Below are 26,306 nucleotides of genomic sequence, written 5' to 3'. Positions count from 1 at the left end.
AGCGGTTTCCCGCTCACCGGTCTTACGGGGTGCGGGCCAGGTCTGCGACGGTACGAAGTCGCCGAACCTCCGACCGGGAGTGCCGCACAGCGTGGGTGTCGGCTCCGTCGTCCCGGGCGACGTCGTGGGCCAGGTCGAGTATCGCGGTGCGCAGGTGGGCGTCCGCGCGGCGCGCTGCTCGGTTCGGTGCACTCTTGCGGCGAGCCTTGCGTACGTCGGGATCGAGGACTTCGTCGATGTCCGCGTCCGTCAGGAACTGGCGGTCGACCTCGGGGGCGAGGATGTCGCGAACGAATCGGTGTTCACGTGGTGCCGCGCGGCGGAACGCGATCGTCAGCATGGTTAAGGCGAGGATGACCGAGGCGATCATGACACCGAACATGACGAATCCGTTGCCGGCTCCGAGTCCGACGGCATCGTCCCAGGTGAAATGCAGGAACACTCCAGCGGCCACGAACATCGACCCGAGTCCGATTCTGCGGGGTTGCGCCGCGGTCCCGATGAGGTAGACGGCACCGCTGCAGACGAGGGCGCTGAACAGGGGGTGGGAGACAAAACTGGCGCCGATTCTGGTGATTGCCATGTGTGCCGCGTTACCGGCGGGGTCGGTCCCGAAGTTCGTCGCCGCGGAATTGACGGCGTAGAGGAAATCTTCGAAGACACCGAATCCCAGTCCGATGAACGCGCCGACGATGAGACCGTCGTTGGCGGTGCGGATCAGACGCGGTGCCAGACTCATCAGCAGCAGGAACCCGCAGAGCTTCGCGGCCTCCTCGGTGATCGGTGCCGTTGCGCCGGCACCCCAGTTCGCTGCCCATTCCTGGCCGAAGAGCTTGGGGTAGATGCTCAGCATCGCCGTGTTCGCGGTCATGGCGAACGCGAAGGTGCCGGGGATCGCGCCCCACACGATTGCTGCCACCGCCAGCGATCCGGGTTGCCTCTCCCAGCGGTCGATGTGGCGCAACCAGAGGAACCAGGCGACACCGCACAGCAGGCACAGGATGGCGGCGACGGCGTAACCGCCGGCGTAGAAGGAGGCTTCGGGTGCGAAGTAGGCCCATGTCTGATGCACGCCGATGGCAGTGAGCACGATGTACACCCAGAACGACGCGTTGTGCGGTTGCAGGAAGTGGAACCGTTCGCCCCACCCGGACACCTCCACGGCACGGCGCCGGCGTTCGATCGAGTCGGTGTGCGCCGAGTCCGTCGAGGAGTCGGTGTCGGTGTCCCTCACGAGTTGTTCCTGTCGGTTGTGCGGATGCTGGCGAGCATGTCCTCGACGTCCGCGGCGGAGGCGATCATCTGAGCGGGCGGGCCGTACACGCGGACCCGAAGGCCGGTGCCGTCGATGACGAACGCGGCGGCCAGTCCGTCGCTGATGACACTCGAATACGGCTGCATCACACCGGTTTCCCCACTGGCGGTGGTGAGCGTGGTCACGTCGCCGACAACGCGGAACGTGGGGTCGTTCGCGAGGGTGGTGACCTTGTCCGTCTGCTCGAGCAGTTCTGCCGGGGTCCCGTCGAAGGAACCGGGGAACACGTCCACGGAAACTCCGTCTCCGGTGACGGTGAGTTCGCCGGTCTGCTGGCTCGTGCTCTCCTCGTCGAGGCGGAAGCCGCTCTCGACGCTCCACCCGGTGATGGGCGTGATGTCGATGGTGTCCGCGAGCGCGAATCGTTCGCCGGCGCGCACGGAGTCGTCCCAGCGGATGAAGGTGTCGATTCGGGGCACCACGACGGTCAGCAGCAGGAACACCCCGGTCACGACCAGTGCGGGTAGCAGCGTGCGCCGATCGAGGCCGAGAACGCGGTGCTCTGCCGGAACACGTGTCAGGTGATGATCCGGAGCGGTCGATGTCATGAATGGCCCTGCGCGGTCACGGTTGTCGGGCGGCCGTGCCGAAGTCGCGAGATCTCCTCGCGCGCCGCAATGACATCGGGGGTGTCCTGTCCCTTGGCGGCGGCGAGGTCGGCCAGGAGATCGAGGGCGGCGCGGACGATGTGTCCGCGTCGGCGACGATCGGCGTGACCGGTTCCTGCGCGGACGTACTGAAGTCGTTGTCGCCACCCGCCGGCGGCGGTGATCTCCTCGTCGGTGAGGACACCGGCCTCGACCTCTGGCGCGAGGACGTCCCGGACGAACTGTGCTTCACGGGGGTGCGCCCAGACGAACGCGATCGACAGTGCAGTGAACGCGAATACGAAGTCGCCGATGATGACGACGATCACGCCGATGCCGTCACCGCCGGACAGCGCGATCATGGAATCCCAGATGCCATGTATCAGGACGGGTGCCACGATGAGAGCCAGGCCCCGGATGATGCGCCGCGGCTGTGCCGGAGTGCCGATCAGATAGATCACGCCGGCGCAGAACAAGGCTGTGAAGAGGGGGTGGGAGAGGATGTCGGAGAAGACGCGCAGCCCGATGGAGTGGGCCAGCCCGTCGGTCTGATGCGCACCGAACCCTTTGGTGGCGCCGGCGACCGAGTACAGCAAATCCTCGCTGGTCTGGAATCCGAGACCGATGAAAGCTCCCAGCAGCAGACCGTCGACGGCGGTGCGCACCAACCGGGGAGCGAGGGCGAGGAGTACGACGATCCCGACGCCCTTCGCGCTCTCCTCCACGAACGGTGCGGACAGTCCCGCGTGCCAGTCCTGCGCCCAGACCTGTCCGAAGATCTTCGCGTACAGCGATCCGAGGGTGCCGTTGGCGGAGACGGCGATCGCGAAGGTGGCGGCGGTGGCGCCCCAGAAGAAGGCCACGATCACCAGGGTCAGAGGTTGGCGTTCGTAGCGGTCGACGTGCCGGAACCACCACGTCCAGACCGCGACACTGATCACGCCGACCACGGCAGCGATGAACATGGCGCGGCCGTAGTATCCGGCGAGGGGTGAGAACATCTGCCACCCCTTCACGACCCCTGAGATGCAGAGCCACAGGTAGATCCAGAACACGATGTTGCGGGGCTGCACGAAGCGGAATTTCTCGCCCCATGCGGTCGTGTCGAGGGCACGGCTGCGTGCACTGAGGGCGTCGGTGTTCACTGGGCTTCTCGATTCTCGGCGCTGATGCTGGCGATCATGGTGGTGATCTCGGGGGCGCGGTCGGTGATCTGCTCCGGGGGACCGGACACCTGCACCTCGATTCCCGTGCCGTCCACGATGAGGGCGGTGATCGATCCGGCGATGCTGGGGGTGGCGAAGTCGACCTGCGCACCCGTCAGTCCGGTGTTGGTGACGAACGGGGTGGGCGACCCGGACAGCTCGAGGACGGAACCACCTCCGGTGGCGGCGCTGACGGCGTCGACCTGGGTGAGGAGCTCGTCGGGCGTGCCGTCGAAGGTGTCGGCCCTCGTGGTGAAGGTGATGTTGCCTCGAGTCAGCTCGATGTTCGGAACCGAATCGTCGGCGCCGCGTTGGTCGATCCGGAATCCACTGGCAACGTTCCAGTCGGTGGCCGGTCTCATCGTCACGCTCTCGGTCACCGAGAGCAGATCGCCCGGCATCACCGGATCATCCTGCGGCAGGGCGGAATCGACGGCGGGAAGGGCGACGGTCCACAGAAGCCAGACGGCGAGGATCACGAGCGCGTGCGGGAACACGCGGGTGTCGATGCCGAGGAAGCGGTGATCGGCGGGTGGCCGACGGCGATGATGTTCGGGTTTGGTCCGGGCATCTGTGTGGGATACCAAAGTAGTCTCCGATGATTGGGTGTACTCACTATTACAGATGGTGAACCATTGCGTTGGGCCAGTACTTGTGAGCGCCACCGAAGCCGGCCCCGGAGGTTGCCGACCCGGTGAGGCTGGACTCGGCCAGCCCCATGCTGGTGGTCATTCCGATCCCGGTAGTCACGGTGACGACGTGAACTCCGGGTACAGGTGTTGCTCGCAGGAACTCGGATCCCGGTGCGGAGCTGTACACGCCCTGCCATCGCTCGACCACGTCGACGGATGTGACACCGAAAAGCATTCTCGCTTCGCGCAATAACAGCTCGAACCCGTCCTCTCTCTGGAAGGGCGAGGTGTCGACGTCGCGATCGTGGGTGTCACCGATCAGGATCGACCCGTCCGGTTGTGGGGTGTACATCTGGTGGAGGTCGAGTTCGACCGCGTCGGGGAAATCTGCCTGAAGGCGCTGAGCCAGTGAGGGTGTGGCGGGAAGGTCTGCGAAGCCGGAGTAGCGCAGCAGCGACCATCCGGTGAACAGTGGCGTGGGGAGCGGTGCGGTGGACGGCAGGACGGCGCGCAGCATGTGTAGCCGGCACCGCAGGAGCCCACCGGTCTCGGCGAGCTCGGGAAAGAGTCGGTCGATGTCGTAGTTGACGGTGACGAAGACGGTATCGGCAGTGAGGTGACCGCGGGAAGTGTGGACGACACCGGGTTCGAAGGCCGTTGCCGCCGTTCGCCAGTGGAAGTCGACACCACACTCGTGCAGCCACCTCGCAATGGCCGGTGCCGCGGTGCGTGGGTCGACCTGGAGGTCCTCCGGCAGATACAGGCCGCCGACGACTCCGGTGCCCGAGATCGGCAGGCGTTCGAGGATCTCGTCGCGGTCGAGTACCTGTGCTCGATCCGGACCGTGTCGCTGGGCGAATTGCTCGAGGACGGCGAACTCGTCGTCGTGGCGGGCGACGCAGTGTGTTCCGGTCTCGGAGGCCCAGAAGCCCGCCTTGCGCGAGAGATCCAGCCAGTGGTGTCTGCCGGCGCGGGCGTAGGTGAGGGCGTCTCCGGACTGTGCGCTGATGCAGGCGTGGCCGAAGTTCTGCACCGACGCTCCGGCGACGGTCTCGGCGTGATCGACCACGGCGACCGCCAGTCCCCGCTGGTGTGCGTGATAGGCGTGGGCCAGTCCGATGATGCCGGCGCCGACGACGACCACGTCGTAGTGGGTCGATGTGCTCACGTGGGTGGTTCGCTTTCTCGGGGAGGGCGGTGAGAGTCAGGCATCCATGACGGCGGTGAAGGTCATCCGGTCGCCGCGGTAGAGCGAGCGCCGTTGTTCGATCGGCACCCCGAGGTCGTCGTAGGAGGTGCGGTTGAGCAGGAACATCGGGGTGCGGGTGTCCACTGTCAGCAGCGCCGCCTCGCGGGCGTCGGGGAGCACTGTCTCGATGGTGTCGACGACCCGTCCGAAGACGATGCCGCGGACGGCGAGCTCCGAGTAGAGGGAGGAGCGGTGATCGAAGCTGTCCATCAGCCCGGGAACGCGCGCGGCGGGAATCCGGGTCGTCTCGAGACCGACGCGGGTGTCGTCCGTGGTGAAGACGCGTTCGAGTTCCACCACGGGCGCACCGGGGTCGACGTGGAGCATCTCGGCGAGGGTGTCGTCTGCTCCATAGGTGCTCCAACCGACGAGCAGACGCGTGGCGCTCATGCCCTTCGCGCGTGCGGCTTCGGTGTAGGAGCCCACGGCGAGAGGGAGGACGACCTTGGGAGCCGCCACTACCGTCGCGCGACCCCGACGCTCGATTCTGCCCGCCACCAACAACTCTCGGATGGCCTGGCGCAGTGTTTCTCGCGAGACGTCGTGCGCCTCGGCCAGATCCCGCTCGGAAGGGAACGGGTCACCGGGTGAGAGCCCGTCGAGCAGGGCATCGAGGCTCCTGCGCACGACCTGATGTTTGAGCATCCGAGGTTCGGTGTCGACGGCCATGGCGACACCATAGCAAAAATAGGTCTAGACCAGATGGTCGACGCGCGTTCATCAGCTGTTCACGGCCTGACCCTCTTCTGGTCTATACCAACCGGCAGGGTCTGTCCCATGCCGCACTCGCCCGCCCCCACCGTGACCGCCGCTACCTCCCCCGCCCGGACGCCCGTCGTCGAACTCGTCGTGCTGGACATGGCCGGCACCACCGTCTCCGACGACGGCCTGGTCCTGGCAGCCTTCGACACAGCCGCGACCGCCGTCGGCCTCCCGGACACGGGCACCGAACGCGCCGATGCCCGCCGGTACGTCCTCGACACCATGGGCCAGTCGAAGATCGAGGTCTTCCGCGCCCTCTTCGGCGACGAGGACCGCGCCCGAGCGGCGAACAGCGCTTTCGAATCGGCCTACGACGCTCGCATCGACACCGGGGTGCAGGCCATCGCCGGAGCCGTGGAGACCGTGACGGCTCTGCGCGACGCCGGAATCAAGGTCGTGCTGACCACCGGATTCTCCACGACGACGCAACACCGCATCCTCGACACCCTGCACTGGCACGACCTCGCCGACGCCTACCTCGCACCCGGCGACGCCGGCCGCGGACGACCGTTCCCCGACCTCGTCCTCACCGCAGCCCTGCGCACCGGGGTCAGCGACATGGCCGCCGTCGCCGTCGTCGGAGACACCTCCAACGACATCGACTCCGGTAGGCGCGCAGGAGCATCCGTCCTCGTCGGTGTACTCACCGGCGCCCACTCGGAGGCGCAGCTACGCGCCGCCGGTCCGACGCACGTGCTCGCCAGTGTCGCCGACCTCCCCGCTCTGCTCCTGCCCTGACCCGACCCTCCGGCCCACCTCACCGAACGGACACCACGCCATGCCCATTCTCGCCTCCCGCCGTGCTGTGACCTCCGCAGCGCTTCTCTCCGCCACCGCACTCGTTGCTGCGAGCTGCTCGAGCTCGACTGCCGACACGATGACCGACCAGGGTTTCCCGGAGACGATCACGCTCGCGGCGATCCCCGCAGAGAACTCCACGGACCTGCGTGCGAGCTACGACCCCGTCATCGAGCGCTTGCAGCGCGAGACCGGCTCCACCGTCGAGTTCGTTCAGGCCTCCGACTACGCGGGCGTCGTGGAAGGGCTGATCGCCGGCAACGTCGACCTCGCCTTCTTCGGACCCTTCGCCTACGTGGTCGCCGGCATCAATGGCGCCGAGATGACTCCCCTCGGTGCCGTGGTGCAGGACGAGGGCACACCCCCCGGATACCAGTCCTACGGAATCACCCGCGCGGACAACCCCTCTGTCGACTCGCTCGCCGATTTCGCCGGCAAGAAGGTCTGTTTCGTCGACCCCAGCTCCACCTCCGGCTTTCTGTACCCGTCGGCGGGACTGATCGAGGAAGGAGTCATCGCCTCAGGCTCCGAGGCCGACATCTCCGCTGGCGTGACACCGATCTACGCGGGCGGACACGACGCCTCCGCGCTGGCCGTCAAGGCAGGCGACTGCGACGCCGGCTTCGCCTTCGACACCATGGTCGACCGCACGATGATCGACAACGGCGAACTGGCTCCCGGCGAGCTGAAGACGGTGTGGAAGTCGGAGACGATCGCCGGATCACTCTTCGCGGCGAACAACGATCTGGGTACCGATGCCATCGCCAAGCTGGAGGAGGTGTTCAGCGAGGGCATGAATTCCGATGCCTTCGTCGCCGACGGTATCTGCGCTGAAGAGTGCCGCATCACCGACGAGGACGCATGGGGTGTCGTCCCGGCCGACGACAGCGACTACGACGGCGTCCGCCACGTGTGCGAGGTCACCGGCTCCCAGAAGTGCCAGGGCTGACCATGAACGCGATGATCGACCGTAAGGACATCGTCGTCAGTGCACGCGATGTCACCAAGACCTTCGGCACCACCACCGCACTGCACAACGTCAACCTCGACGTCCTCCGCGGCGAGATGCTCGTGCTTCTCGGGCTCTCGGGATCCGGCAAGTCGACGCTGCTGCGATGCATCAACGGACTCCACCCGATCACGTCCGGCGCCATCACCACACTGGGTTCTCGCGTGGACCTGGCGTCCCGCCGATCGGCACGCGAGGTCCGTAAGGACGTCGGTTTCGTCTTCCAGCACTTCAATCTCGTCGGCCGCCTGTCCTGCCTCGAGAACGTCCTCGTCGGAGGCCTGGGACGTCTGACCGTGCCTCGATACGGCGCGGCAACGTACCCCAAGGCGATGCGAGCGGAAGCCCTGCGGTGCCTCGACCGTGTCGGTCTCGCCGACTTCGCCGAGCGCCGAGCGGACACCCTCTCCGGCGGGCAGCAGCAGCGCGTCGCCATCGCGCGCACCCTGATGCAGCGACCGAGCATCGTCCTGGCCGACGAACCCGTCGCCTCACTCGACCCGGAGAACGCAGGCGTGGTCATGGACCTCCTGCAACGCGTGTGCACCGAGGAGAAACTGACCGTGGTGTGCACCCTGCACCAGGTCGACCTCGCACTCGGCTGGGCTCACCGCCTCGTCGGCCTGCGTGACGGAGAGGTCGTTCTCGACCGCCCGGCCGCGGGTCTGATGCGCGAGGACATCATGCCGATCTACCAGCGCATCGCCCCGCCCGGGGACGTCAGGTCGGCGGCGTTCCCGTCATGACCGTCACCGCGACACCGAGAACCGAACCGCCACCGACCCGGCCGCGGCGGCGGTGGCTCCTGCCGTCACTCGCCGCGATCGCGGTCGTTCTCACCGTGCTCTCCGCCGAATACATCGAGTTCGCGCCCGCCGCGCTCATCGACGGACTCGACGACGTACGACGCCTCATCGCGCGCATGCTGCCCCCGCGCCTCGACGACTCCGAACGTATCGTCTCTCTCGCTCTCGACACGCTCCTGATGGCGGTCCTCGGCACCGTCCTGGCCGCCATCGTCTCTGTCCCCCTTGCCTTTCTCGCAGCCCGGAACACCACCCCCCATCCGATCGTGTACACCGCGGCGCGGGCGATCATCACCTTCTGCCGTGCGATGCCCGACCTGTTGTTCGCCGTCCTGTTCGTCCGGGCACTCGGCATCGGCGTGCTGCCGGGCATCCTCGCCCTGGCGTTGCACTCGATCGGCATGCTCGGCAAACTGTTCGCCGACGCCATCGAGGAAGCCGACGACGGTCCTCGCGAAGCACTGCGCGCGACCGGGGTCGGGTACATCCGCGAGATGATCAATGCCGTGGTGCCGCAGGTGGTTCCCGCCTGGATCGGAGCTTTCGTCTACCGCATCGACATCAACCTGCGCATGTCCGTGGTGCTCGGATTCGTCGGCGCCGGCGGAATCGGCTTCGCGCTGCAGGACGCGTTACGCGGGTTGATCTACCCCCGCGCCCTCGGCATCGTTCTCGTCATCCTGGTGATCATCGCCGCGATGGAGCTGGCGGCCATCGCGATCAGACGCATGCTGCTCGTCCCGTCGAAGGCGGGCCCGCGTCGCGACCGAGCGATGAAGATCGGCTCCGGCGCGGTACTGGTGGGGGCAACCATCGCATCGTTCGTCGTCCTCGAGCTCGACCCCCGGTCGCTGCTGACGTGGATCGGACCGTCGATGGACGTGTTCGGCCGCATGATCCCGCCCGACTTCTCCTCGCTCGGTATCGATCTCGTGGATGCCGCCGTGCAGACCGTGGCCATCGGCGTCGTCGCCACCGCCATCGGCGTCGTACTGTCCATTCCCGTCGGTGTCCTCGCCGCCCGCAACGTCACCCCACACCCCGCGGTGTACTGGGCGGCGCGGTCGTGGATCCTGCTGGTGCGCGCGGTTCCCGAACTCATTCTCGCCGTCGTGTTCGTCGCGGCGCTCGGACTCGGTCCGGTCGCCGGTACCTGCGCTCTGGCCATCGGGTCGATCGGATTCCTGGGCAAGCTCGTCGCCGACGCCGTCGAGGAGATCGACCCGGGCCCACTCGAAGCGATCTCCTCCGTCGGAGGAGGGTGGTGGAATCGCATCGTGAACGCAGTGATCCCACAGGCGATCCCGTCGATGATCGGCTCGAGCCTGTATCTCCTCGACGTCAACATCCGCACCTCCACCATCCTCGGCATCGTCGGCGCCGGCGGTATCGGCTTCCTGCTCTTCGAGTCGATCCGCACTCTCAACTTCGACGTCGCGGGCGCGATCGTCCTGGTCATCTTCGTCGTCGTCTACACCGTGGAAAGGATCTCCGGATGGATCAGATCACTCCTGGCCTGACGCGAGCGGCGCTGTGGACACCGGACGGAATCGACGTCCGCACACTCGAGATCCCCGAGCTGGCACCCGGCGAGGTCCTGGTGAGTATCGACCTCGCCACCGTGTGTGGGAGCGACCTGCACACGGTGTCCGGGCGACGACCGGCCCCGTGCCCCTCCATCCTCGGGCACGAGGCGATCGGCCGGATCATTGCCTTCGGCGACGGGGCACGAGCGATCAGCGCCGACGGTGCCGCTCTGGTGGCGGGTGATCGTGTCGTCTGGTCGGTGACCGTGCCCTGTGGACACTGCGTGCGCTGCACCTCCGGTTTCACCGCCAAGTGCCTGCACGTCCGCAAGGTGGGACACGAGCCGGCGACGGGGGAGTGGATGCTGAGCGGCTCGTACGCCCAGCACATCGTCCTGCCCCGCGGAACGGCCGTGGTCCCGGTCCCGGAGTCGATGCCCGACGCCGTTGCCGCTCCGGCAGCCTGCGCGACCGCGACGGTCATGGCAGCGCTGGAGGCGGCGGGGAATCTCGGCAGAAAGCGAGTGCTCGTCATGGGTGCCGGGATGCTCGGCGTCACCGCGGCCGCTGCCTCCGTCGAGCGTGGTGCGGAGACCGTCCGCGTCATCGACCGCGACCCGGCGCGACAGAACATCTCTCGACGCTTCGGAGGGATCGACGACGACGGCGGCGACGCGGACGTGATCGTCGACTTCACCGGGGCAGCGGCGGCCCTGCAGTCCGCCCTCGACCGGCTCGACATCGGCGGCCGGTTCGTCCTCGCCGGATCAGTGGCCCCCGGCCCGCCGATCTCCGTCGACCCCGAGGCTGTCGTCCGGAACTGGTGGGCCATCACCGGAGTGCACAACTACGAACCCCGTCACCTCTCGCAGGCCGTGGCATTCCTCGACGCGACCGAGGGAAGGTACCCGTGGGCCGAGGTGATCGACACTCCCGTGCCGCTGGCAGATCTCGCGCGGGTGCTGGTGCCGACGCGGCCCGGCATCCTGCGATCATCGGTGACTCCGCACGTGCGCTGACGTTGTCACCACCGCGGTCTCGACTCTCTCGGACCGGGGCGGTCGTCACCGATGGTTCCAACGCGGGAGCGCTGTCATCGAGATGCGGTTACCCACATCGACGAGATCTACTGCAGTGCAGGTTGATACCAGACGAACTCGGTCGAGATGCTCACTCTCGGTGTCACGAGAGTGTCACAAGTCGGAGCGGACGGAGGTGGACCGAGGCGGACGCCAGTGGACAAGGGAGCATTTCAGGACGGGTTTCGTGAGTCCAGGTGGATCCACCTGATCGGGTCGTCGAAGCCTTGTAAGCGAGCGGTCTTCGGTTCAATCCCGAAAGGAGGCTCTCGATATGCCTCTGACCAGCACAAATGCTCCTAAATAGCCTGATCTGACCTCTCGTTTCACGACTTCCCCCGGTACGTCCGCGCAGGTCCGCCACGGTCCAGGGGCGTCCGGTCACCTGCGAGAACTGCCGAATCTCGGCTCGATGTCACGAGTTGTCACAACTCGTTCGTAACTCGTTCGATGGACGCGGGTGGACGTCAGTGGCCGTGGGTGGACTTCAGCGCAGGAATGGCCACTACCGTCGCGGACTTGCAAGGACTTCTGTGGACGGACACCACTCGCTTCGCGTCGATCGCCGGCGGCATGGACGTGTTCATACCTTCATCGACGGGATGAACCGTTCGTTCTCGACAGCCTCGTGATGGGGGCCGGGCCGCCCGACGAAGGCCAGGGCCGACGCCTGCCCAGAGGTGTGTTGTGGCGTCAGATCGCGGTAGCGGACCGCGCGGTGTCGAGGTGGGGAGCACCGAGCAGGTACCCCTGGGCGAGGGGCACTCCGAGGTGGCGCAGCATGTCGAGCTGCCCGGGCCGTTCGACACCTTCTGCGATGACCACGGCGCCCAGGCTGTCGGCCAACTGCACCAGAGAGCTGACGACTGTGGCCATCCTGGGCAGTCGATCGAGTGCGTCGACGAGTGTCGGTGCGAGTTTCACGATGTCGACGTCGAGCGCAGCCAGAGTCGACAGGCTGGTGTCGGTGCTGCCGAAGTCGTCGAGCGCGATCCGCACGCCGAGGGCGTGCATCTTCGCGATGCCGCGGCGGATGTCCTCGTGGTGCGCTGCGATGGCGTTCTCGGCGATCTCGAGAACCAGGTCGTCGGGTCGTAGTAGACCGGTGTCGAACACGGATCTCAGTGACGCTTCGAGGTGCGCAGTGTCGAGTTCGACAGGGAGAACGTTGACGTGGATGGTTCCAGGGTGCGGAGAGTCGCCGGCGCTGGGTGCGATGCGCCGGCCGGTGTGCTGCAGGACGGCGGATGTGAGTTCCGGGAGGATGCCTCCCCGGCTCGCGGCGGCGACGACCGACAGTGGGTCGACTGCCGTGCTTCCGCGCGAGAGGCGTAGCAACGCTTCGGTTCCCCGGATCCGTCCGGTGGCGGTGTCGACGATGGGCTGCAGTGCGATGCCGAGCGTCTCGAGCTCTATCGCGGTGGTGAGCGCCGCGCGCAGGTGTGTGTCGTCGAGGTCGACCAGGGCCATGCCGGTGTCGAACTCGACGACGGTGCCCTTCCCGGATCGCTTGGCTCGCAGCATCGCGGTGTCCCCGCGGGCGAGCATCTCCTCCGATGTCGTGGGAGGGTCCGACGGCCCGTGGGTGACGACGCCGATGCTGCCGGAAACGGTGACGGTGTGGCCGTCGTGGGTGAACGGTTCGTCGAGGATCTCGAGCACTCGTGCGGCGACGGTGCTCGCGGCCTCGTCGACGTCGTCGAGCAGGACGACGAACTCGTCGCCGCCCAGGCGTGCGATCGTGTCCGCCCGGCGGATACCGTTCCGCAGGCGCGCGGCGAAGTCGACGAGCACCTGGTCGCCGATCCGGTGTCCGAGCGTGTCATTGACGATCTTGTAGTCGTCCAGATCGATGAACAGAAGCGACACCGTGGCCGCGGATTCCTCGCGCGCCTCGGTCAGGTGGTCGAGTCTCTCCCGCAGGTGAGCCCGATTGGCCAGCGAGGTCAGTGCGTCGTGGTGGGCGCGGTGGCGCATCTGTCGTTCGGTGTCCTCGATGGTTCGCCGGAGCTGGGTGTTCTGCCACAGCACGGCGTACTGGCGAGCGGAGAGCATCAGAATCACCACGAGGACGACGAGGAGTTCGGCCGATTGCGCGGTGCCCCGGTGCACGGAGACCACAGACAGGGTGACAGCAGCGGCGGCGGGGATGTACGGGACGATGGATGTCGGATACAGCACTGCCCGTGCCCGTCGGGATCGGTCGGCTGATCGAAAGACGAGAAGCGGAGCTAGGGTCGTGCACAGGTTGCCGAGCATGTTGAAGGCGAAGCCCGACGTGGATGTGGAACCGTCGGATTGCCATTGCGCGTACCAGATCCCGCCGGCTGCCAACAGGACGAGACCCAGCACGATGACGGTCAGCGGGAGCTGGTCGCGGTACTTCGCACGACCCAGCGCAAGGATGCCGAGCGTCAGCTGCAAGGCACCGACGAGAGGGAAGTACAACCCGGCGACGCTGCGCAGTTCGGCTGCGCCGTCCAGGTTTTCGACCAGTGGGCGCAGCCAGAGGTGCCAGGTGATCAGGCCGACGGAGAGGCTGACCATCAAGGCGTCGAGGACGTTGCGCGCGGTGAATGCCGCCCCGTGCCGGGGATAGAGCACCAGCGCGACGACCGTGATCGTGTTGGAGGCGACGACGGGGATCTCGACCCAGGAGGGGAACGTGTAGGCGCCTACGGCCGAGGTGATGATGAACATCAGCTGCCCGACGGGCCAGATCGCCATCGACGCTGTCATGAGGGACCAGAACCGGCGGTCGATACCTCGGGTCCGGGTTGCTGCCAGGGAACAGGTGTACGCACCGACAACCGGTGTCAGGAGATACGACCACTCGAACTCACCGCGAAAGAAGTGGTCACCAGGGGTGAGGGCCAACGCCACGCCGATGGCGGTGATCCCGACGGCGATCGCCGCCGCCGTCCACATCCTCGACGTGGGCGGCGGCGGCGATGCATCGCGCAGAGTTGTTCCCCGTGGGGACGTGTCCCCCGTGCGCGGGATCATCTCGGGCTGCGCACCTGGTGGTCGCAGAAGCCGAGAACCGTCCGCGCGTGAGAAGGGCGTTGCGTCACGGCGCGGTCGACGGGTGCGTGTCGGAGTGCAGTGCGCCGCCGCGGATGCGGGTGATCTCCTCGCGTGCGGCGATCACGTCGGGGGTGTCGTGTCCCTTGCCGGCGGCGAGGTCGGCCAGGAGATCGAGAGCCGCAGCGAGGATGTGCCCGCGTCGACGCCGGTCGGCACGGTCGGTTCCGGCCTTGACGTAGTGGCGTCGTTGGCGCCATCCACCGGCGGCGGTGATCTCCTCGTCGGTGAGGACCCCGGACTCGACTTCGGGCGCGAGGACTTCACGGACGAACTGTGACTCGCGTGGGTGCGCCCATACGAACGCGATCCACAGCGCGGTGAAGGCGAACACGAAGTCGCCGATCAGGAGCACGCCCGCCAGGACCTGGCTGCCACCGGACAGGGCGACCATCGAATCCCAGATTCCGTGCACCATGACCGGTGCGAGCATCAGTGCCAGGCCTCGGACGATGCGTCTCGGTTGCGCTGGTGTGCCGATCAGGTAGATCACACCGGCGCTGAAGAGGGCGGTGAAGAGGGGGTGGGAGACGATGTCGGAGAAGATCCGGGTACCGATGGATTCGATCAGTCCGTCGGTCTGGTGAGCGCCGAAACCCTGGGTTGCGCCTGCGACGGAGTACAGCAGATCCTCACTGGTCTGGAATCCCAGGCCCAGGAACGCGCCCAGCAGCAGGCCGTCGACAGGGGTGCGCACCAGACGCGGTGCCAGGGCGAGGAGGACGACGATCCCGACTCCCTTGGCGGTCTCCTCCACGAACGGGGCGGTCAGTCCTGCTTGCCAGTCCTGCGCGAAGACCTGGCCGAAGAATTTCGCGTACAGCGATCCCATGGCGCCGTTGGCGGTGAGGGCGATGGCGAAGGGGGCGGCGGTGGCGCCCCAGACGAAGGCTGTGATCACCAGGGCCAGTGGCTGGCGTTCGTAGCGGTCGATGTGTCGGAACCACCACGTCCACACCGCGACGCTGACGGCGCCGACGACGCCCGCGATGAGCAGGGCGCGACCGAAGTACCCGGCAAACGGGGAGAATTCCTGCCACCCCTTCACGAGCCCTGCGGCGCAGAGCCACAGGTAGATCCAGAACACGATGTTGCGGGGCTGCACGAAGTGGAACTTCTCGCCCCACGCGGTCGTCTCGAGGGCGCGGCTGCGGGCGCTGACGGTGTCGGTGCTCACTGGGCTGCTCGATTCTCGGCGGTGATGCTGGCGATCATGGCGGTGATCTCGGGAGTGCGGTCGGTGATCTGTGCCGGCGGACCGGACACCTCGACGTCGAGACCGGTGCCGTCGACGACGAAGGCGGTGAGCGACCCGGCGGCACTGGGAGTGGTGAAGGTGACCTGCACACCGGTCAGACCGGTGTCGGTGACGAACGGGGTACGCGCTCCGGACAGGCCGAGGACCGAGTTCCCGCTGACGGAGGCGCTGACGGTGTCGACCTGGGTGAGCAGGTCGTCGGGTGTCCCGTCGAAGGAGTCGGCGCGCACGGTCAGGAAGATGTTGCCCCGAGTCAGTTCGATGCTCGGCAGGGAGTCGTCGGTCGCGCGCTCGTCGACTCGGAATCCGCTGGCGATGTTCCATTCGGTGGCCGGTGTCATCGTCACGCTGTCGGTGATCGAGAGCCGATCACCGGAGCGCACGGGGTTCTCCTGCGACACAGCGGAGTCGAGGGCCGGGACGGCGATGACCCAGAGCAGCCAGACGGCGAGGATTACCAGGGCGTGCGGGAACACGCGGGTGTCGAGGCCGAGGAAGCGGTGGTCGGCGGGTGGTCGACGGCGGTGAGGATGCTCGGGTCTTGTCGGTGATTCTGTGTGGGATACCAACGTGTTCTCCGATGTTTGGGTGCAATCACTATTTCAGATGATGAAGCATTGCGTGGGGTCGTCGTTGTGACGATGCAGTTCATTTGATCGCCGTGTCATTCGGTCGAATGACATGCGGGCCGATCCGCGCGATGCGTCGAACGCACACCACTCGCGGGCGGGCGGCGACCGCCGTGCGGGAGGTCGCCGAGCTGCGGCTTACGATTGGGGCCGTACCTGTCGAGTGGGGGGATGTGATCGAGCGTGGCCGAGGCGAGGCACGAGTTCGTCGCTCGGCGACTTCGTGCGTTGATCGCGAGTGGCGACTATGCGGTGGGGCAGTCTCTTCCGAGTGAGAGTGCGCTCTGCGCCGAGTACGGGGTCTCTCGCGGGCCGGTGCGACAAGCGTTGGCGTCGCTCGCAGCAGAGGGGGCGGTCCACCTTTCTCGAGGTCGTCCGGCCGTGGTGCGCTCCGATCATTCTGCGCAGACCCTGGACACGTTCACTCCGTTCTCTCAGTGGGCGCGGCGCACTGGGCGCAGATCGGGCAGCAAGACGCTGGAGGTGTCGCGTCGGCGGGCGTCAGCAGTCGCTGCACAGACGCTGGGGATCGACATCGACGATTTCGTGGTCGAAGTCGTTCGCGTCCGTTATCTCGACAGCGAACCCACGATGATCGAACGAAGCGTGTTCGTCGATTCCGTGGGTTCGCTGTTGTTCGATTTCGACACCGACTCGGGCTCGATCACCGACTACCTGACCGGCCTCGGTGTGAGGTTCGAGTCGATGTCGCACCTGCTCGATGCTGTGTCGGCCGATGCGGTGGACGCCGACAGCCTCGGCATCGCTGTGGGCAGTCCGTTGCTGCGTGAACGCCGGACCTCCCGAGACGAGAACGGAATCGCGTTCGAATTCGCAGACGATCGCTACCGTTCCGACCAGGTCGTCTTCAGCATCGTCAACTCGCGGACGGTCGATCCGCGCATGATCGCGCCGGACAACCACGGTTCCTGACAGCGCAGGTGGCCGTCAGTCTGCCGCGGGCATCCGATTCCAGTGCGGGAGAAGCAGAAGCATCGCGAGGAACGCGGCGCCCGCGAAGCCGTAGAACAGCGTCGTCGTGTCGAGGTAGCCGGGAAGCAGGCCACCGAAGATCGCTCCGATCGAACCGCAGCCGTTGATGATTCCCGCTGCGGCCCCTGCATGTTTGGACGTTCCGAAGTCCACGGCGGACACACACGAGATCATGGCGTCCGCTCCGTAGACCGTGAGCCCGATGACAGCGAGCACGGCCACCATGATCCACACGTTGCCGGCGGCGGTGAGAGGAGTGAACAACGCCAGAATCACGGTCAAGGCGACGAGGCTCAGCACGCACGCGGGAATGCGGCGGGCTTTGAATACTTTGTCGGAGATCCGGCCGATCAGGATCGGTGCAGCCACCCCTGCGACTCCGAACGCGATCGGAACGGTGATGGCGACGAAGTTGTCGGCGTTCTGCAGGCGTTCGGCGACAATGACCGGGCCCCACAGGAGAATCGCGTAGCGCGCCGGTTTCAGGAGAAAATAGGCTGCACCGAGTGTCATGACCATTCTGTCTCTGATCACGACGGAGAATGTCTCGCGCACCGACTGTGTGGGCACGGCAACGGCGGATTCGGATGCGAGCGGGGCGATCTCGGTGTTCGGTCGATACTCTTCGATCGGCGGGAGGCCTACGTCGGTCGGGCTGTTCCGCTGGAAGATCAGGACGAGGACGAAGATGACCGCTACCACGACGGAACCGGTGGTGAAGGCCGCCCGCCAGCTGTCGAAGATGCTGTAGGCGAACCAGCCCAGAACGGGTGCAGCGACCAGTCCGCCGAAGGCGTAGTTGGTGCTCCACAGACCGAGGACGCGGCCCCGTTCGCTGATGGAGAAGAACTGCGACATGTTCTTCAAGGTGCCGGACCACCCGGTCGACTGCGACAGCCCTTGCACGATCATCAAGGGAAGCAGGAAGACCAGCGCGGGCAGCAGTCCCATGAACAGGGTGGCGACAGCGGAAATGGCCAGGCCGCCGAGGACGACGATTCTGGGGCCGTATCGATCGGAGACCGAGCCCCAGACGAATTGCCCGAGGGCGTAGGCGGCGAGGTAGACGGCGTCGAGGTTGGCGAGCGTGGACTTGGTCAGGGTCGTGGACAGGACGGGATCTTCGAGGATTCCGAGTTTGGCGACCGAGAAGGCTTGTCGCGTGAAGTAGAAGCCGGCGTAGGCGATCCAGGTGATCGCGAAGATCTGGAATCGCCAGCGTTCGTAACGGGCGATCTTCTCGGGGGTCGAGGTCAGGGCTTTCGTCATCTTGTGCACCTTGATTCGGACGCGCGAGAGCACTCGCAGCGTCGTGCGAAGAAGAACATCGAGGAAAGTTGTCCTCGCTCGCCGCGCGGAAGGCTGCGCGACGAGCGGGAGATCCGCGAGCATGAGGCGTCGATGCGGCTGCCCACTCGGACGACGAGGCGGTATGGCGAGGGTGGTGCGGGTTCGAGAAGTGTCGAGCCGGCTCAGTTCACCGCGTCGATCAGGCTGGGCAGGTCGGCAACGCTCTCGAGGATGTGTGTCGCACCCGCCGCGCGGAGTTGGTCGGCGTCGTGAGCGCCCGTCAGGACTCCGACGACCACTCGTGCTCCTGATCGGAGGCCACTGGTGATGTCGGACGTGGTGTCGCCGACGACGAGCATGGCCTGGACGGACGGGGCGCTCGTGCGGAGCAGCGCGGTCAGTGGCATGTCGGGGAAGGGGCGTCCACGCATGCCGTCGCCGGGGCACAGGACGACGTCGGCGATGTCTCGCCAACCGAGGGCATCGAGGATGGCGTACTGGGTCTCGTGCGCGAACCCGGTGGTCAAGGCTGTCTTGATGCCGTCGGATCGAAGATCGTGCAGCAGGTCCGCTGCACCCGGGATCGCGCTGCAGTGACCGTCCCGAACGAGCTGTCCGTAGCGGTCCTCGAACGCCTTGTTCGCGGACTGAGCCTGCTCTTCGTTGCCTCCGCTGAGGTGTCTGAACACGTCGATCTTGGACTGGCCCATGGTGTCGGTGACGTAGGTGAGCATACGAGCTCTGTCCTGTTCGTCGCGGGAGAGTCCGGCGTGTTCGTCGGCGGCTGCGAAGGACTGTTGCACCAGTCCTCGGTCCTCGACGGTGGTTCCGGCCATGTCGAACACGACGAGGCTGATCGGGTGAGTGTCGGACGTGGTCATGCATCGACTCCTATCTGGGTTGACGCGTTCTGTTCGAGCGCGCGAGTGAGGCTGGATTCGGCCAGCCCCAAGCTGGTGGTCATACCGATTCCGGTGGTGACCGTGACGACGTGGACACCCGAGATCGGTTCGACCAGAAGGAACTCCGAGTCGGGTGCTGAGCTGTAGACACCCTGCCAGCGTTCGGTGACCTCGATCCGGTCGACACCGAACATGGCTTTCGCCTCCGTGACGAGGGCCTCGAACCCTGCTTCGCTCTGAAACGGAGATGCCGACGTCTCACGAATGTGGGTGTCACCGATCAAAATCGTGCCGTCCGGCTGGGGGGTGTACATCTGGTGCAGGTCGAGGTCGAGGTAGTCGGGAAACTCCTCTGCCAACCGAGTGGCGACATCGACGACGGCGGGAAGCCCCTCGAAACCCGAGTACCGCAAGAGGGACCAGCCGGTGAACAGGGGAGTCGGCAGCCGCGTCGACAGTTCGATGTGGGCTCGCAACATGTGCAGGCGACACCGCAGGAGACCTCCCCGTTCGGCGTACTCGGGGAAGAGTCGGTCGATGTCGTAATTGACGGTGACGAACACGGTGTCTGCGTACAGATCGCCGCGAGTGGTGCGAACAACCCCGGGGTCGAATGACGTCGCTGCCGTGCGCCAATGGAAGTCGACACCGGAGTTCTCGAGCCAACGGGCGATCGACGGCGCGGCGCGGCGCGGGTCCACCTGGAGATCGAGAGGCATGAACAACCCGCCGGTGACACCATCGGCAGAGATGGGGAGTCTGTTCAGGACCTCGTCGCGATCGAGCAGCTGTGCCTGCTCCGGTCCCCGAACTTCGGCGAACTGTCGGAGGACCGCCAGTTCGTCGTCATGACGGGCCACGCAATGGGTGCCCGACTCGGACGACCAGAAGCCGGCCTTGCGTGACAGGTCCAACCAGTGCGTGCGTCCGGCTCCGGCGTAGCGCAGCGCCTCGCCCGATTGCGCTGTGATGCAGGCATGTCCGAAATTCTGGACCGATGCGCCGACGACCGCGGTGGCATGGTCGACGACAGCGACTCGGAAACCGCGCTGGTGGGCATGATAGGCGTGCGCGAGACCGATGATGCCTGCGCCGACGATCACGACGTCGTAGTTTGTGTGCTTGTGCATGAACAAACTGTCGACCCTGGACCGCAACTTGTCAATACAGGTTCGCCGAATTTACCTGCTGTATATATACCCGAGTGTCAGGCGTCCATGACGGCGGTGAAGGTCATCCGGTCGCCGCGGTAGAGCGAGCGCCGTTGTTCGATCGGCACCCCGAGGTCGTCGTAGGAGGTGCGGTTGAGCAGGAACATCGGGGTGCGGGTGTCCACTGCCAGCAGAGCGGCCTCGCGCGCGTCGGGGAGCACTGTCTCGATGGTGTCGACGACCCGTCCGAAGACGATGCCGCGGACGGCGAGCTCCGAGTAGAGGGAGGAGCGGTGATCGAAGCTGTCCCTCAGCTCGGGAACACGCGCGGCGGGAATCCGGGTCGTCTCGAGACCGACGCGGGTGTCGTCCGTGGTGAAGACGCGTTCGAGTTCCACCACGGGCGTACCGGGGTCGACGTGGAGCATTTCGGCGAGGGTGTCGTCTGCTCCATAGGTGCTCCAGCCGACGAGCAGACGCGTGGCGGTCATGCCCTTCGCGCGTGCGGCTTCGGTGTAGGAGCCCACGGCGAGAGGGAGGACGACCTTGGGAGCCGCCACTACCGTCGCACGACCTCGACGCTCGATTCTGCCCGCCACCAACAACTCCCGGATGGCCTGGCGCAGTGTTTCTCGCGAGACGTCGTGCGCCTCGGCCAGATCCCGCTCGGAAGGGAACGGGTCACCGGGTGAGAGCCCGTCGAGCAGGGCATCGAGGCTCCTGCGCACGACCTGATGTTTGAGCATCCGAGGTTCGGTGTCGACGGCCATGGCGACACCATAGCAAAAATAGGTCTAGACCAAATGGTCGACGCACGTTCATCAGCTGTTCACGGCCCGACCCTCTTCTGGTCTATACCAACCGGCAGGGTCTGTCCCATGCCGAATGCGCCCGCCCCCACCGTGACCGCCGCTACCTCTCCCGCCCGGACGCCCGTCGTCGAACTCGTCGTGCTGGACATGGCCGGCACCACCGTCTCCGACGACGGCCTGGTCCTGGCAGCCTTCGACACAGCCGCGACCGCCGTCGGCCTCCCGGACACGGGCACCGAACGCGCCGATGCCCGCCGGTACGTCCTCGACACCATGGGCCAGTCGAAGATCGAGGTCTTCCGCGCCCTCTTCGGCGACGAGGACCGCGCCCGAGCGGCGAACAGCGCTTTCGAATCGGCCTACGACGCTCGCATCGACACCGGGGTGCAGGCCATCGCCGGAGCCGTGGAGACCGTGACGGCTCTGCGCGACGCCGGAATCAAGGTCGTGCTGACCACCGGATTCTCCACGACGACGCAACACCGCATCCTCGACACCCTGCACTGGCACGACCTCGCCGACGCCTACCTCGCACCCGGCGACGCCGGCCGCGGACGACCGTTCCCCGACCTCGTCCTCACCGCAGCCCTGCGCACCGGGGTCAGCGACATGGCCGCCGTCGCCGTCGTCGGAGACACCTCCAACGACATCGACTCCGGTAGGCGCGCAGGGGCTTCCGTCCTCGTCGGTGTACTCACCGGCGCCCACTCGGAGGCGCAGCTACGCACCGCCGGTCCGACGCACGTGCTCGCCAGTGTCGCCGACCTCCCCGCTCTGCTCCTGCCCTGACCCGACCCTCCGGCCCACCTCACCGAACGGACACCACGCCATGCCCATTCTCGCCTCCCGCCGTGCTGTGACCTCCGCAGCGCTTCTCTCCGCCACCGCACTCGTTGCTGCGAGCTGTTCGAGCTCCACCGCCGACACAACCAACGATCAAGGGTTTCCGGAGACGATCACGCTCGCGGCGATCCCCGCCGAGAACTCCACGGACCTGCGTGCGAGCTACGACCCCGTCATCGAGCGCTTGCAGCGCGAGACCGGCTCCACCGTCGAGTTCGTTCAGGCCTCCGACTACGCGGGCGTCGTGGAAGGGCTGATCGCCGGCAACGTCGACCTCGCCTTCTTCGGACCCTTCGCCTACGTGGTCGCCGGCATCAATGGCGCCGAGATGACTCCCCTCGGTGCCGTGGTGCAGGACGAGGGCACACCCCCCGGATACCAGTCCTACGGAATCACCCGCGCGGACAACCCCTCTGTCGACTCGCTCGCCGATTTCGCCGGCAAGAAGGTCTGTTTCGTCGACCCCAGCTCCACCTCCGGCTTTCTGTACCCGTCGGCGGGACTGATCGAGGAAGGAGTCATCGCCTCAGGCTCCGAGGCCGACATCTCCGCTGGCGTGACACCGATCTACGCGGGCGGACACGACGCCTCCGCGCTGGCCGTCAAGGCAGGCGACTGCGACGCCGGCTTCGCCTTCGACACCATGGTCGACCGCACGATGATCGACAACGGCGAACTGGCTCCCGGCGAGCTGAAGACGGTGTGGAAGTCGGAGACGATCGCCGGATCACTCTTCGCGGCGAACAACGATCTGGGTACCGATGCCATCGCCAAGCTGGAGGAGGTGTTCAGCGAGGGCATGAATTCCGATGCCTTCGTCGCCGACGGTATCTGCGCTGAAGAGTGCCGCATCACCGACGAGGACGCATGGGGTGTCGTCCCGGCCGACGACAGCGACTACGACGGCGTCCGCCACGTGTGCGAGGTCACCGGCTCCCAGAAGTGCCAGGGCTGACCATGAACGCGATGATCGACCGTAAGGACATCGTCGTCAGTGCACGCGATGTCACCAAGACCTTCGGCACCACCACCGCACTGCACAACGTCAACCTCGACGTCCTCCGCGGCGAGATGCTCGTGCTTCTCGGGCTCTCGGGATCCGGCAAGTCGACGCTGCTGCGATGCATCAACGGACTCCACCCGATCACGTCCGGCGCCATCACCACACTGGGTTCTCGCGTGGACCTGGCGTCCCGCCGATCGGCACGCGAGGTCCGTAAGGACGTCGGTTTCGTCTTCCAGCACTTCAATCTCGTCGGCCGCCTGTCCTGCCTCGAGAACGTCCTCGTCGGAGGCCTGGGACGTCTGACCGTGCCTCGATACGGCGCGGCAACGTACCCCAAGGCGATGCGAGCGGAAGCCCTGCGGTGCCTCGACCGTGTCGGTCTCGCCGACTTCGCCGAGCGCCGAGCGGACACCCTCTCCGGCGGGCAGCAGCAGCGCGTCGCCATCGCGCGCACCCTGATGCAGCGACCGAGCATCGTCCTGGCCGACGAACCCGTCGCCTCACTCGACCCGGAGAACGCAGGCGTGGTCATGGACCTCCTGCAACGCGTGTGCACCGAGGAGAAACTGACCGTGGTGTGCACCCTGCACCAGGTCGACCTCGCACTCGGCTGGGCTCACCGCCTCGTCGGCCTGCGTGACGGAGAGGTCGTTCTCGACCGCCCGGCCGCGGGTCTGATGCGCGAGGACATCATGCCGATCTACCAGCGCATCGCCCCGCCCGGGGACGTCAGGTCGGCGGCGTTCCCGTCATGACCGTCACCGCGACACCGAGAACCGAACCGCCACCGACCCGGCCGCGGCGGCGGTGGCTCCTGCCGTCACTCGCCGCGATCGCGGTCGTTCTCACCGTGCTCTCCGCCGAATACATCGAGTTCGCGCCCGCCGCGCTCATCGACGGACTCGACGACGTACGACGCCTCATCGCGCGCATGCTGCCCCCGCGCCTCGACGACTCCGAACGTATCGTCTCTCTCGCTCTCGACACGCTCCTGATGGCGGTCCTCGGCACCGTCCTGGCCGCCATCGTCTCTGTCCCCCTTGCCTTTCTCGCAGCCCGGAACACCACCCCCCATCCGATCGTGTACACCGCGGCGCGGGCGATCATCACCTTCTGCCGTGCGATGCCCGACCTGTTGTTCGCCGTCCTGTTCGTCCGGGCACTCGGCATCGGCGTGCTGCCGGGCATCCTCGCCCTGGCGTTGCACTCGATCGGCATGCTCGGCAAACTGTTCGCCGACGCCATCGAGGAAGCCGACGACGGTCCTCGCGAAGCACTGCGCGCGACCGGGGTCGGGTACATCCGCGAGATGATCAATGCCGTGGTGCCGCAGGTGGTTCCCGCCTGGATCGGAGCTTTCGTCTACCGCATCGACATCAACCTGCGCATGTCCGTGGTGCTCGGATTCGTCGGCGCCGGCGGAATCGGCTTCGCGCTGCAGGACGCGTTACGCGGGTTGATCTACCCCCGCGCCCTCGGCATCGTTCTCGTCATCCTGGTGATCATCGCCGCGATGGAGCTGGCGGCCATCGCGATCAGACGCATGCTGCTCGTCCCGTCGAAGGCGGGCCCGCGTCGCGACCGAGCGATGAAGATCGGCTCCGGCGCGGTACTGGTGGGGGCAACCATCGCATCGTTCGTCGTCCTCGAGCTCGACCCCCGGTCGCTGCTGACGTGGATCGGACCGTCGATGGACGTGTTCGGCCGCATGATCCCGCCCGACTTCTCCTCGCTCGGTATCGATCTCGTGGATGCCGCCGTGCAGACCGTGGCCATCGGCGTCGTCGCCACCGCCATCGGCGTCGTACTGTCCATTCCCGTCGGTGTCCTCGCCGCCCGCAACGTCACCCCACACCCCGCGGTGTACTGGGCGGCGCGGTCGTGGATCCTGCTGGTGCGCGCGGTTCCCGAACTCATTCTCGCCGTCGTGTTCGTCGCGGCGCTCGGACTCGGTCCGGTCGCCGGTACCTGCGCTCTGGCCATCGGGTCGATCGGATTCCTGGGCAAGCTCGTCGCCGACGCCGTCGAGGAGATCGACCCGGGCCCACTCGAAGCGATCTCCTCCGTCGGAGGAGGGTGGTGGAATCGCATCGTGAACGCAGTGATCCCACAGGCGATCCCGTCGATGATCGGCTCGAGCCTGTATCTCCTCGACGTCAACATCCGCACCTCCACCATCCTCGGCATCGTCGGCGCCGGCGGTATCGGCTTCCTGCTCTTCGAGTCGATCCGCACTCTCAACTTCGACGTCGCGGGCGCGATCGTCCTGGTCATCTTCGTCGTCGTCTACACCGTGGAAAGGATCTCCGGATGGATCAGATCACTCCTGGCCTGACGCGAGCGGCGCTGTGGACACCGGACGGAATCGACGTCCGCACACTCGAGATCCCCGAGCTGGCACCCGGCGAGGTCCTGGTGAGTATCGACCTCGCCACCGTGTGTGGGAGCGACCTGCACACGGTGTCCGGGCGACGACCGGCCCCGTGCCCCTCCATCCTCGGGCACGAGGCGATCGGCCGGATCATTGCCTTCGGCGACGGGGCACGAGCGATCAGCGCCGACGGTGCCGCTCTGGTGGCGGGTGATCGTGTCGTCTGGTCGGTGACCGTGCCCTGTGGACACTGCGTGCGCTGCACCTCCGGTTTCACCGCCAAGTGCCTGCACGTCCGCAAGGTGGGACACGAGCCGGCGACGGGGGAGTGGATGCTGAGCGGCTCGTACGCCCAGCACATCGTCCTGCCCCGCGGAACGGCCGTGGTCCCGGTCCCGGAGTCGATGCCCGACGCCGTTGCCGCTCCGGCAGCCTGCGCGACCGCGACGGTCATGGCAGCGCTGGAGGCGGCGGGGAATCTCGGCAGAAAGCGAGTGCTCGTCATGGGTGCCGGGATGCTCGGCGTCACCGCGGCCGCTGCCTCCGTCGAGCGTGGTGCGGAGACCGTCCGCGTCATCGACCGCGACCCGGCGCGACAGAACATCTCTCGACGCTTCGGAGGGATCGACGACGACGGCGGCGACGCGGACGTGATCGTCGACTTCACCGGGGCAGCGGCGGCCCTGCAGTCCGCCCTCGACCGGCTCGACATCGGCGGCCGGTTCGTCCTCGCCGGATCAGTGGCCCCCGGCCCGCCGATCTCCGTCGACCCCGAGGCTGTCGTCCGGAACTGGTGGGCCATCACCGGAGTGCACAACTACGAACCCCGTCACCTCTCGCAGGCCGTGGCATTCCTCGACGCGACCGAGGGAAGGTACCCGTGGGCCGAGGTGATCGACACTCCCGTGCCGCTGGCAGATCTCGCGCGGGTGCTGGTGCCGACGCGGCCCGGCATCCTGCGATCATCGGTGACTCCGCACGTGCGCTGACGTTGTCACC

Annotated in this window: 24 protein-coding genes; 11 read left to right on the top strand and 13 right to left on the bottom strand. The window is 66.6% G+C overall.

Annotated elements, in window-relative coordinates; translation table 11 throughout:
- Window positions 1-22: 22 nt before the first annotated feature.
- From OHB23_RS00120 to OHB23_RS00095, 6 genes are all read right to left on the bottom strand, one after another.
- Complete coding sequence (locus OHB23_RS00120) at window positions 23-1,234, bottom strand: PrsW family intramembrane metalloprotease (RefSeq protein ID WP_328810457.1); 1,212 nt, start codon at window positions 1,232-1,234, stop codon at window positions 23-25.
- Window positions 1,231-1,863, bottom strand: a complete 633-nt coding sequence (locus tag OHB23_RS00115; protein ID WP_328810456.1) for a hypothetical protein — start codon at window positions 1,861-1,863, stop codon at window positions 1,231-1,233. The genes OHB23_RS00120 and OHB23_RS00115 overlap by 4 nt, the downstream gene beginning before the upstream one ends.
- Complete coding sequence (locus OHB23_RS00110; protein WP_328810455.1) at window positions 1,860-3,047, bottom strand: PrsW family intramembrane metalloprotease; 1,188 nt, start codon at window positions 3,045-3,047, stop codon at window positions 1,860-1,862. The genes OHB23_RS00115 and OHB23_RS00110 overlap by 4 nt, the downstream gene beginning before the upstream one ends.
- A complete protein-coding gene (locus tag OHB23_RS00105) occupies window positions 3,044-3,604 on the bottom strand; it encodes a hypothetical protein (RefSeq protein ID WP_328810454.1) in 561 nt (186 codons plus the stop codon). Before OHB23_RS00105 ends, OHB23_RS00110 begins: the two co-directional genes overlap by 4 nt.
- 121 nt (window positions 3,605-3,725) lie before the next feature.
- A complete protein-coding gene (locus tag OHB23_RS00100; protein WP_328810453.1) occupies window positions 3,726-4,907 on the bottom strand; it encodes a TIGR03364 family FAD-dependent oxidoreductase in 1,182 nt (393 codons plus the stop codon).
- Window positions 4,908-4,943: 36 nt separating this feature from the next.
- Window positions 4,944-5,657, bottom strand: coding sequence for a GntR family transcriptional regulator (locus tag OHB23_RS00095; protein WP_328810452.1), 714 nt, complete (start codon window positions 5,655-5,657; stop codon window positions 4,944-4,946).
- 108 nt (window positions 5,658-5,765) lie between these two features.
- Here OHB23_RS00095 and OHB23_RS00090 point away from each other — a divergent pair, with 108 nt between their 5' ends.
- The 5 genes from OHB23_RS00090 to OHB23_RS00070 are packed head-to-tail and all read left to right on the top strand — an operon-like array spanning window position 5,766 to window position 10,908.
- Window positions 5,766-6,488, top strand: coding sequence for a phosphonatase-like hydrolase (locus OHB23_RS00090; protein ID WP_328810451.1), 723 nt, complete (start codon window positions 5,766-5,768; stop codon window positions 6,486-6,488).
- A 40-nt stretch (window positions 6,489-6,528) separates the two neighbouring features.
- On the top strand, window positions 6,529-7,497 hold the full coding sequence (locus tag OHB23_RS00085) for a phosphate/phosphite/phosphonate ABC transporter substrate-binding protein (protein ID WP_328810450.1): 969 nt from the start codon (window positions 6,529-6,531) through the stop codon (window positions 7,495-7,497).
- Window positions 7,498-7,508: 11 nt separating this feature from the next.
- The gene (gene phnC, locus OHB23_RS00080) at window positions 7,509-8,303 is read left to right on the top strand and encodes a phosphonate ABC transporter ATP-binding protein (RefSeq protein WP_328810439.1); all 795 of its coding nucleotides are present in this window, start codon (window positions 7,509-7,511) and stop codon (window positions 8,301-8,303) included.
- Window positions 8,300-9,883 (top strand): phosphonate ABC transporter, permease protein PhnE, encoded by a 1,584-nt coding sequence (gene phnE, locus OHB23_RS00075; RefSeq protein WP_328810438.1) that lies wholly within the window; start codon window positions 8,300-8,302, stop codon window positions 9,881-9,883. The genes phnC (OHB23_RS00080) and phnE (OHB23_RS00075) overlap by 4 nt, the downstream gene beginning before the upstream one ends.
- Entirely contained in the window at window positions 9,859-10,908 is a 1,050-nt protein-coding gene (locus OHB23_RS00070; protein WP_328810437.1) for a zinc-binding dehydrogenase, read from the top strand. Before phnE (OHB23_RS00075) ends, OHB23_RS00070 begins: the two co-directional genes overlap by 25 nt.
- 753 nt (window positions 10,909-11,661) lie before the next feature.
- Here the strand turns inward: OHB23_RS00070 and OHB23_RS00065 are convergent.
- The 3 genes from OHB23_RS00065 to OHB23_RS00055 form a co-directional block, all read right to left on the bottom strand.
- Window positions 11,662-13,974 (bottom strand): putative bifunctional diguanylate cyclase/phosphodiesterase, encoded by a 2,313-nt coding sequence (locus OHB23_RS00065; RefSeq protein WP_328810449.1) that lies wholly within the window; start codon window positions 13,972-13,974, stop codon window positions 11,662-11,664.
- Between the two features lie 64 nt (window positions 13,975-14,038).
- Window positions 14,039-15,229, bottom strand: a complete 1,191-nt coding sequence (locus OHB23_RS00060) for a PrsW family intramembrane metalloprotease (protein ID WP_328810448.1) — start codon at window positions 15,227-15,229, stop codon at window positions 14,039-14,041.
- Window positions 15,226-15,786, bottom strand: a complete 561-nt coding sequence (locus OHB23_RS00055; RefSeq protein WP_328810447.1) for a hypothetical protein — start codon at window positions 15,784-15,786, stop codon at window positions 15,226-15,228. Before OHB23_RS00055 ends, OHB23_RS00060 begins: the two co-directional genes overlap by 4 nt.
- A 336-nt stretch (window positions 15,787-16,122) precedes the next feature.
- On the opposite strand from OHB23_RS00055, the gene OHB23_RS00050 reads away from it, so the two are divergent.
- Window positions 16,123-16,872, top strand: coding sequence for a GntR family transcriptional regulator (locus OHB23_RS00050; RefSeq protein WP_328810446.1), 750 nt, complete (start codon window positions 16,123-16,125; stop codon window positions 16,870-16,872).
- 15 nt (window positions 16,873-16,887) lie between these two features.
- Here the strand turns inward: OHB23_RS00050 and OHB23_RS00045 are convergent, their stop codons facing one another.
- The 4 genes from OHB23_RS00045 to OHB23_RS00030 form a co-directional block, all read right to left on the bottom strand.
- On the bottom strand, window positions 16,888-18,201 hold the full coding sequence (locus tag OHB23_RS00045; protein WP_328810445.1) for an MFS transporter: 1,314 nt from the start codon (window positions 18,199-18,201) through the stop codon (window positions 16,888-16,890).
- Window positions 18,202-18,404: 203 nt separating this feature from the next.
- Window positions 18,405-19,103, bottom strand: coding sequence for a phosphonatase-like hydrolase (locus OHB23_RS00040; RefSeq protein WP_328810444.1), 699 nt, complete (start codon window positions 19,101-19,103; stop codon window positions 18,405-18,407).
- Window positions 19,100-20,254 (bottom strand): TIGR03364 family FAD-dependent oxidoreductase, encoded by a 1,155-nt coding sequence (locus OHB23_RS00035; RefSeq protein WP_328810443.1) that lies wholly within the window; start codon window positions 20,252-20,254, stop codon window positions 19,100-19,102. The genes OHB23_RS00040 and OHB23_RS00035 overlap by 4 nt, the downstream gene beginning before the upstream one ends.
- 77 nt (window positions 20,255-20,331) lie before the next feature.
- Window positions 20,332-21,045 carry a GntR family transcriptional regulator gene (locus OHB23_RS00030; RefSeq protein WP_328810442.1) on the bottom strand — a complete coding sequence of 238 codons (714 nt, stop codon included), beginning with the start codon at window positions 21,043-21,045 and terminating at the stop codon, window positions 20,332-20,334.
- 108 nt (window positions 21,046-21,153) lie between these two features.
- On the opposite strand from OHB23_RS00030, the gene OHB23_RS00025 reads away from it, so the two are divergent.
- Genes OHB23_RS00025 through OHB23_RS00005 form a run of 5 tightly spaced genes read left to right on the top strand, consistent with a single transcriptional unit; the run spans window position 21,154 to window position 26,296 of the window.
- Window positions 21,154-21,876, top strand: a complete 723-nt coding sequence (locus tag OHB23_RS00025) for a phosphonatase-like hydrolase (RefSeq protein ID WP_328810441.1) — start codon at window positions 21,154-21,156, stop codon at window positions 21,874-21,876.
- 40 nt (window positions 21,877-21,916) lie between these two features.
- Window positions 21,917-22,885: a phosphate/phosphite/phosphonate ABC transporter substrate-binding protein gene (locus OHB23_RS00020; RefSeq protein ID WP_328810440.1), complete on the top strand. Its 969-nt coding sequence runs from the start codon at window positions 21,917-21,919 to the stop codon at window positions 22,883-22,885.
- Between the two features lie 11 nt (window positions 22,886-22,896).
- Window positions 22,897-23,691 carry a phosphonate ABC transporter ATP-binding protein gene (gene phnC / locus OHB23_RS00015; protein WP_328810439.1) on the top strand — a complete coding sequence of 265 codons (795 nt, stop codon included), beginning with the start codon at window positions 22,897-22,899 and terminating at the stop codon, window positions 23,689-23,691.
- Entirely contained in the window at window positions 23,688-25,271 is a 1,584-nt protein-coding gene (gene phnE, locus OHB23_RS00010; RefSeq protein ID WP_328810438.1) for a phosphonate ABC transporter, permease protein PhnE, read from the top strand. Before phnC (OHB23_RS00015) ends, phnE (OHB23_RS00010) begins: the two co-directional genes overlap by 4 nt.
- The gene (locus OHB23_RS00005) at window positions 25,247-26,296 is read left to right on the top strand and encodes a zinc-binding dehydrogenase (RefSeq protein WP_328810437.1); all 1,050 of its coding nucleotides are present in this window, start codon (window positions 25,247-25,249) and stop codon (window positions 26,294-26,296) included. Before phnE (OHB23_RS00010) ends, OHB23_RS00005 begins: the two co-directional genes overlap by 25 nt.
- The last annotated feature ends 10 nt before the right edge of the window (window positions 26,297-26,306 follow it).

The sequence above is a fragment of the Rhodococcus sp. NBC_00294 genome, assembly GCF_036163995.1.
GTDB lineage: Bacteria > Actinomycetota > Actinomycetes > Mycobacteriales > Mycobacteriaceae > Rhodococcoides.
The sequence above is the reverse complement of the archived record's forward strand: the minus strand, read 5'-3'. Positions and strand labels throughout refer to the sequence as shown.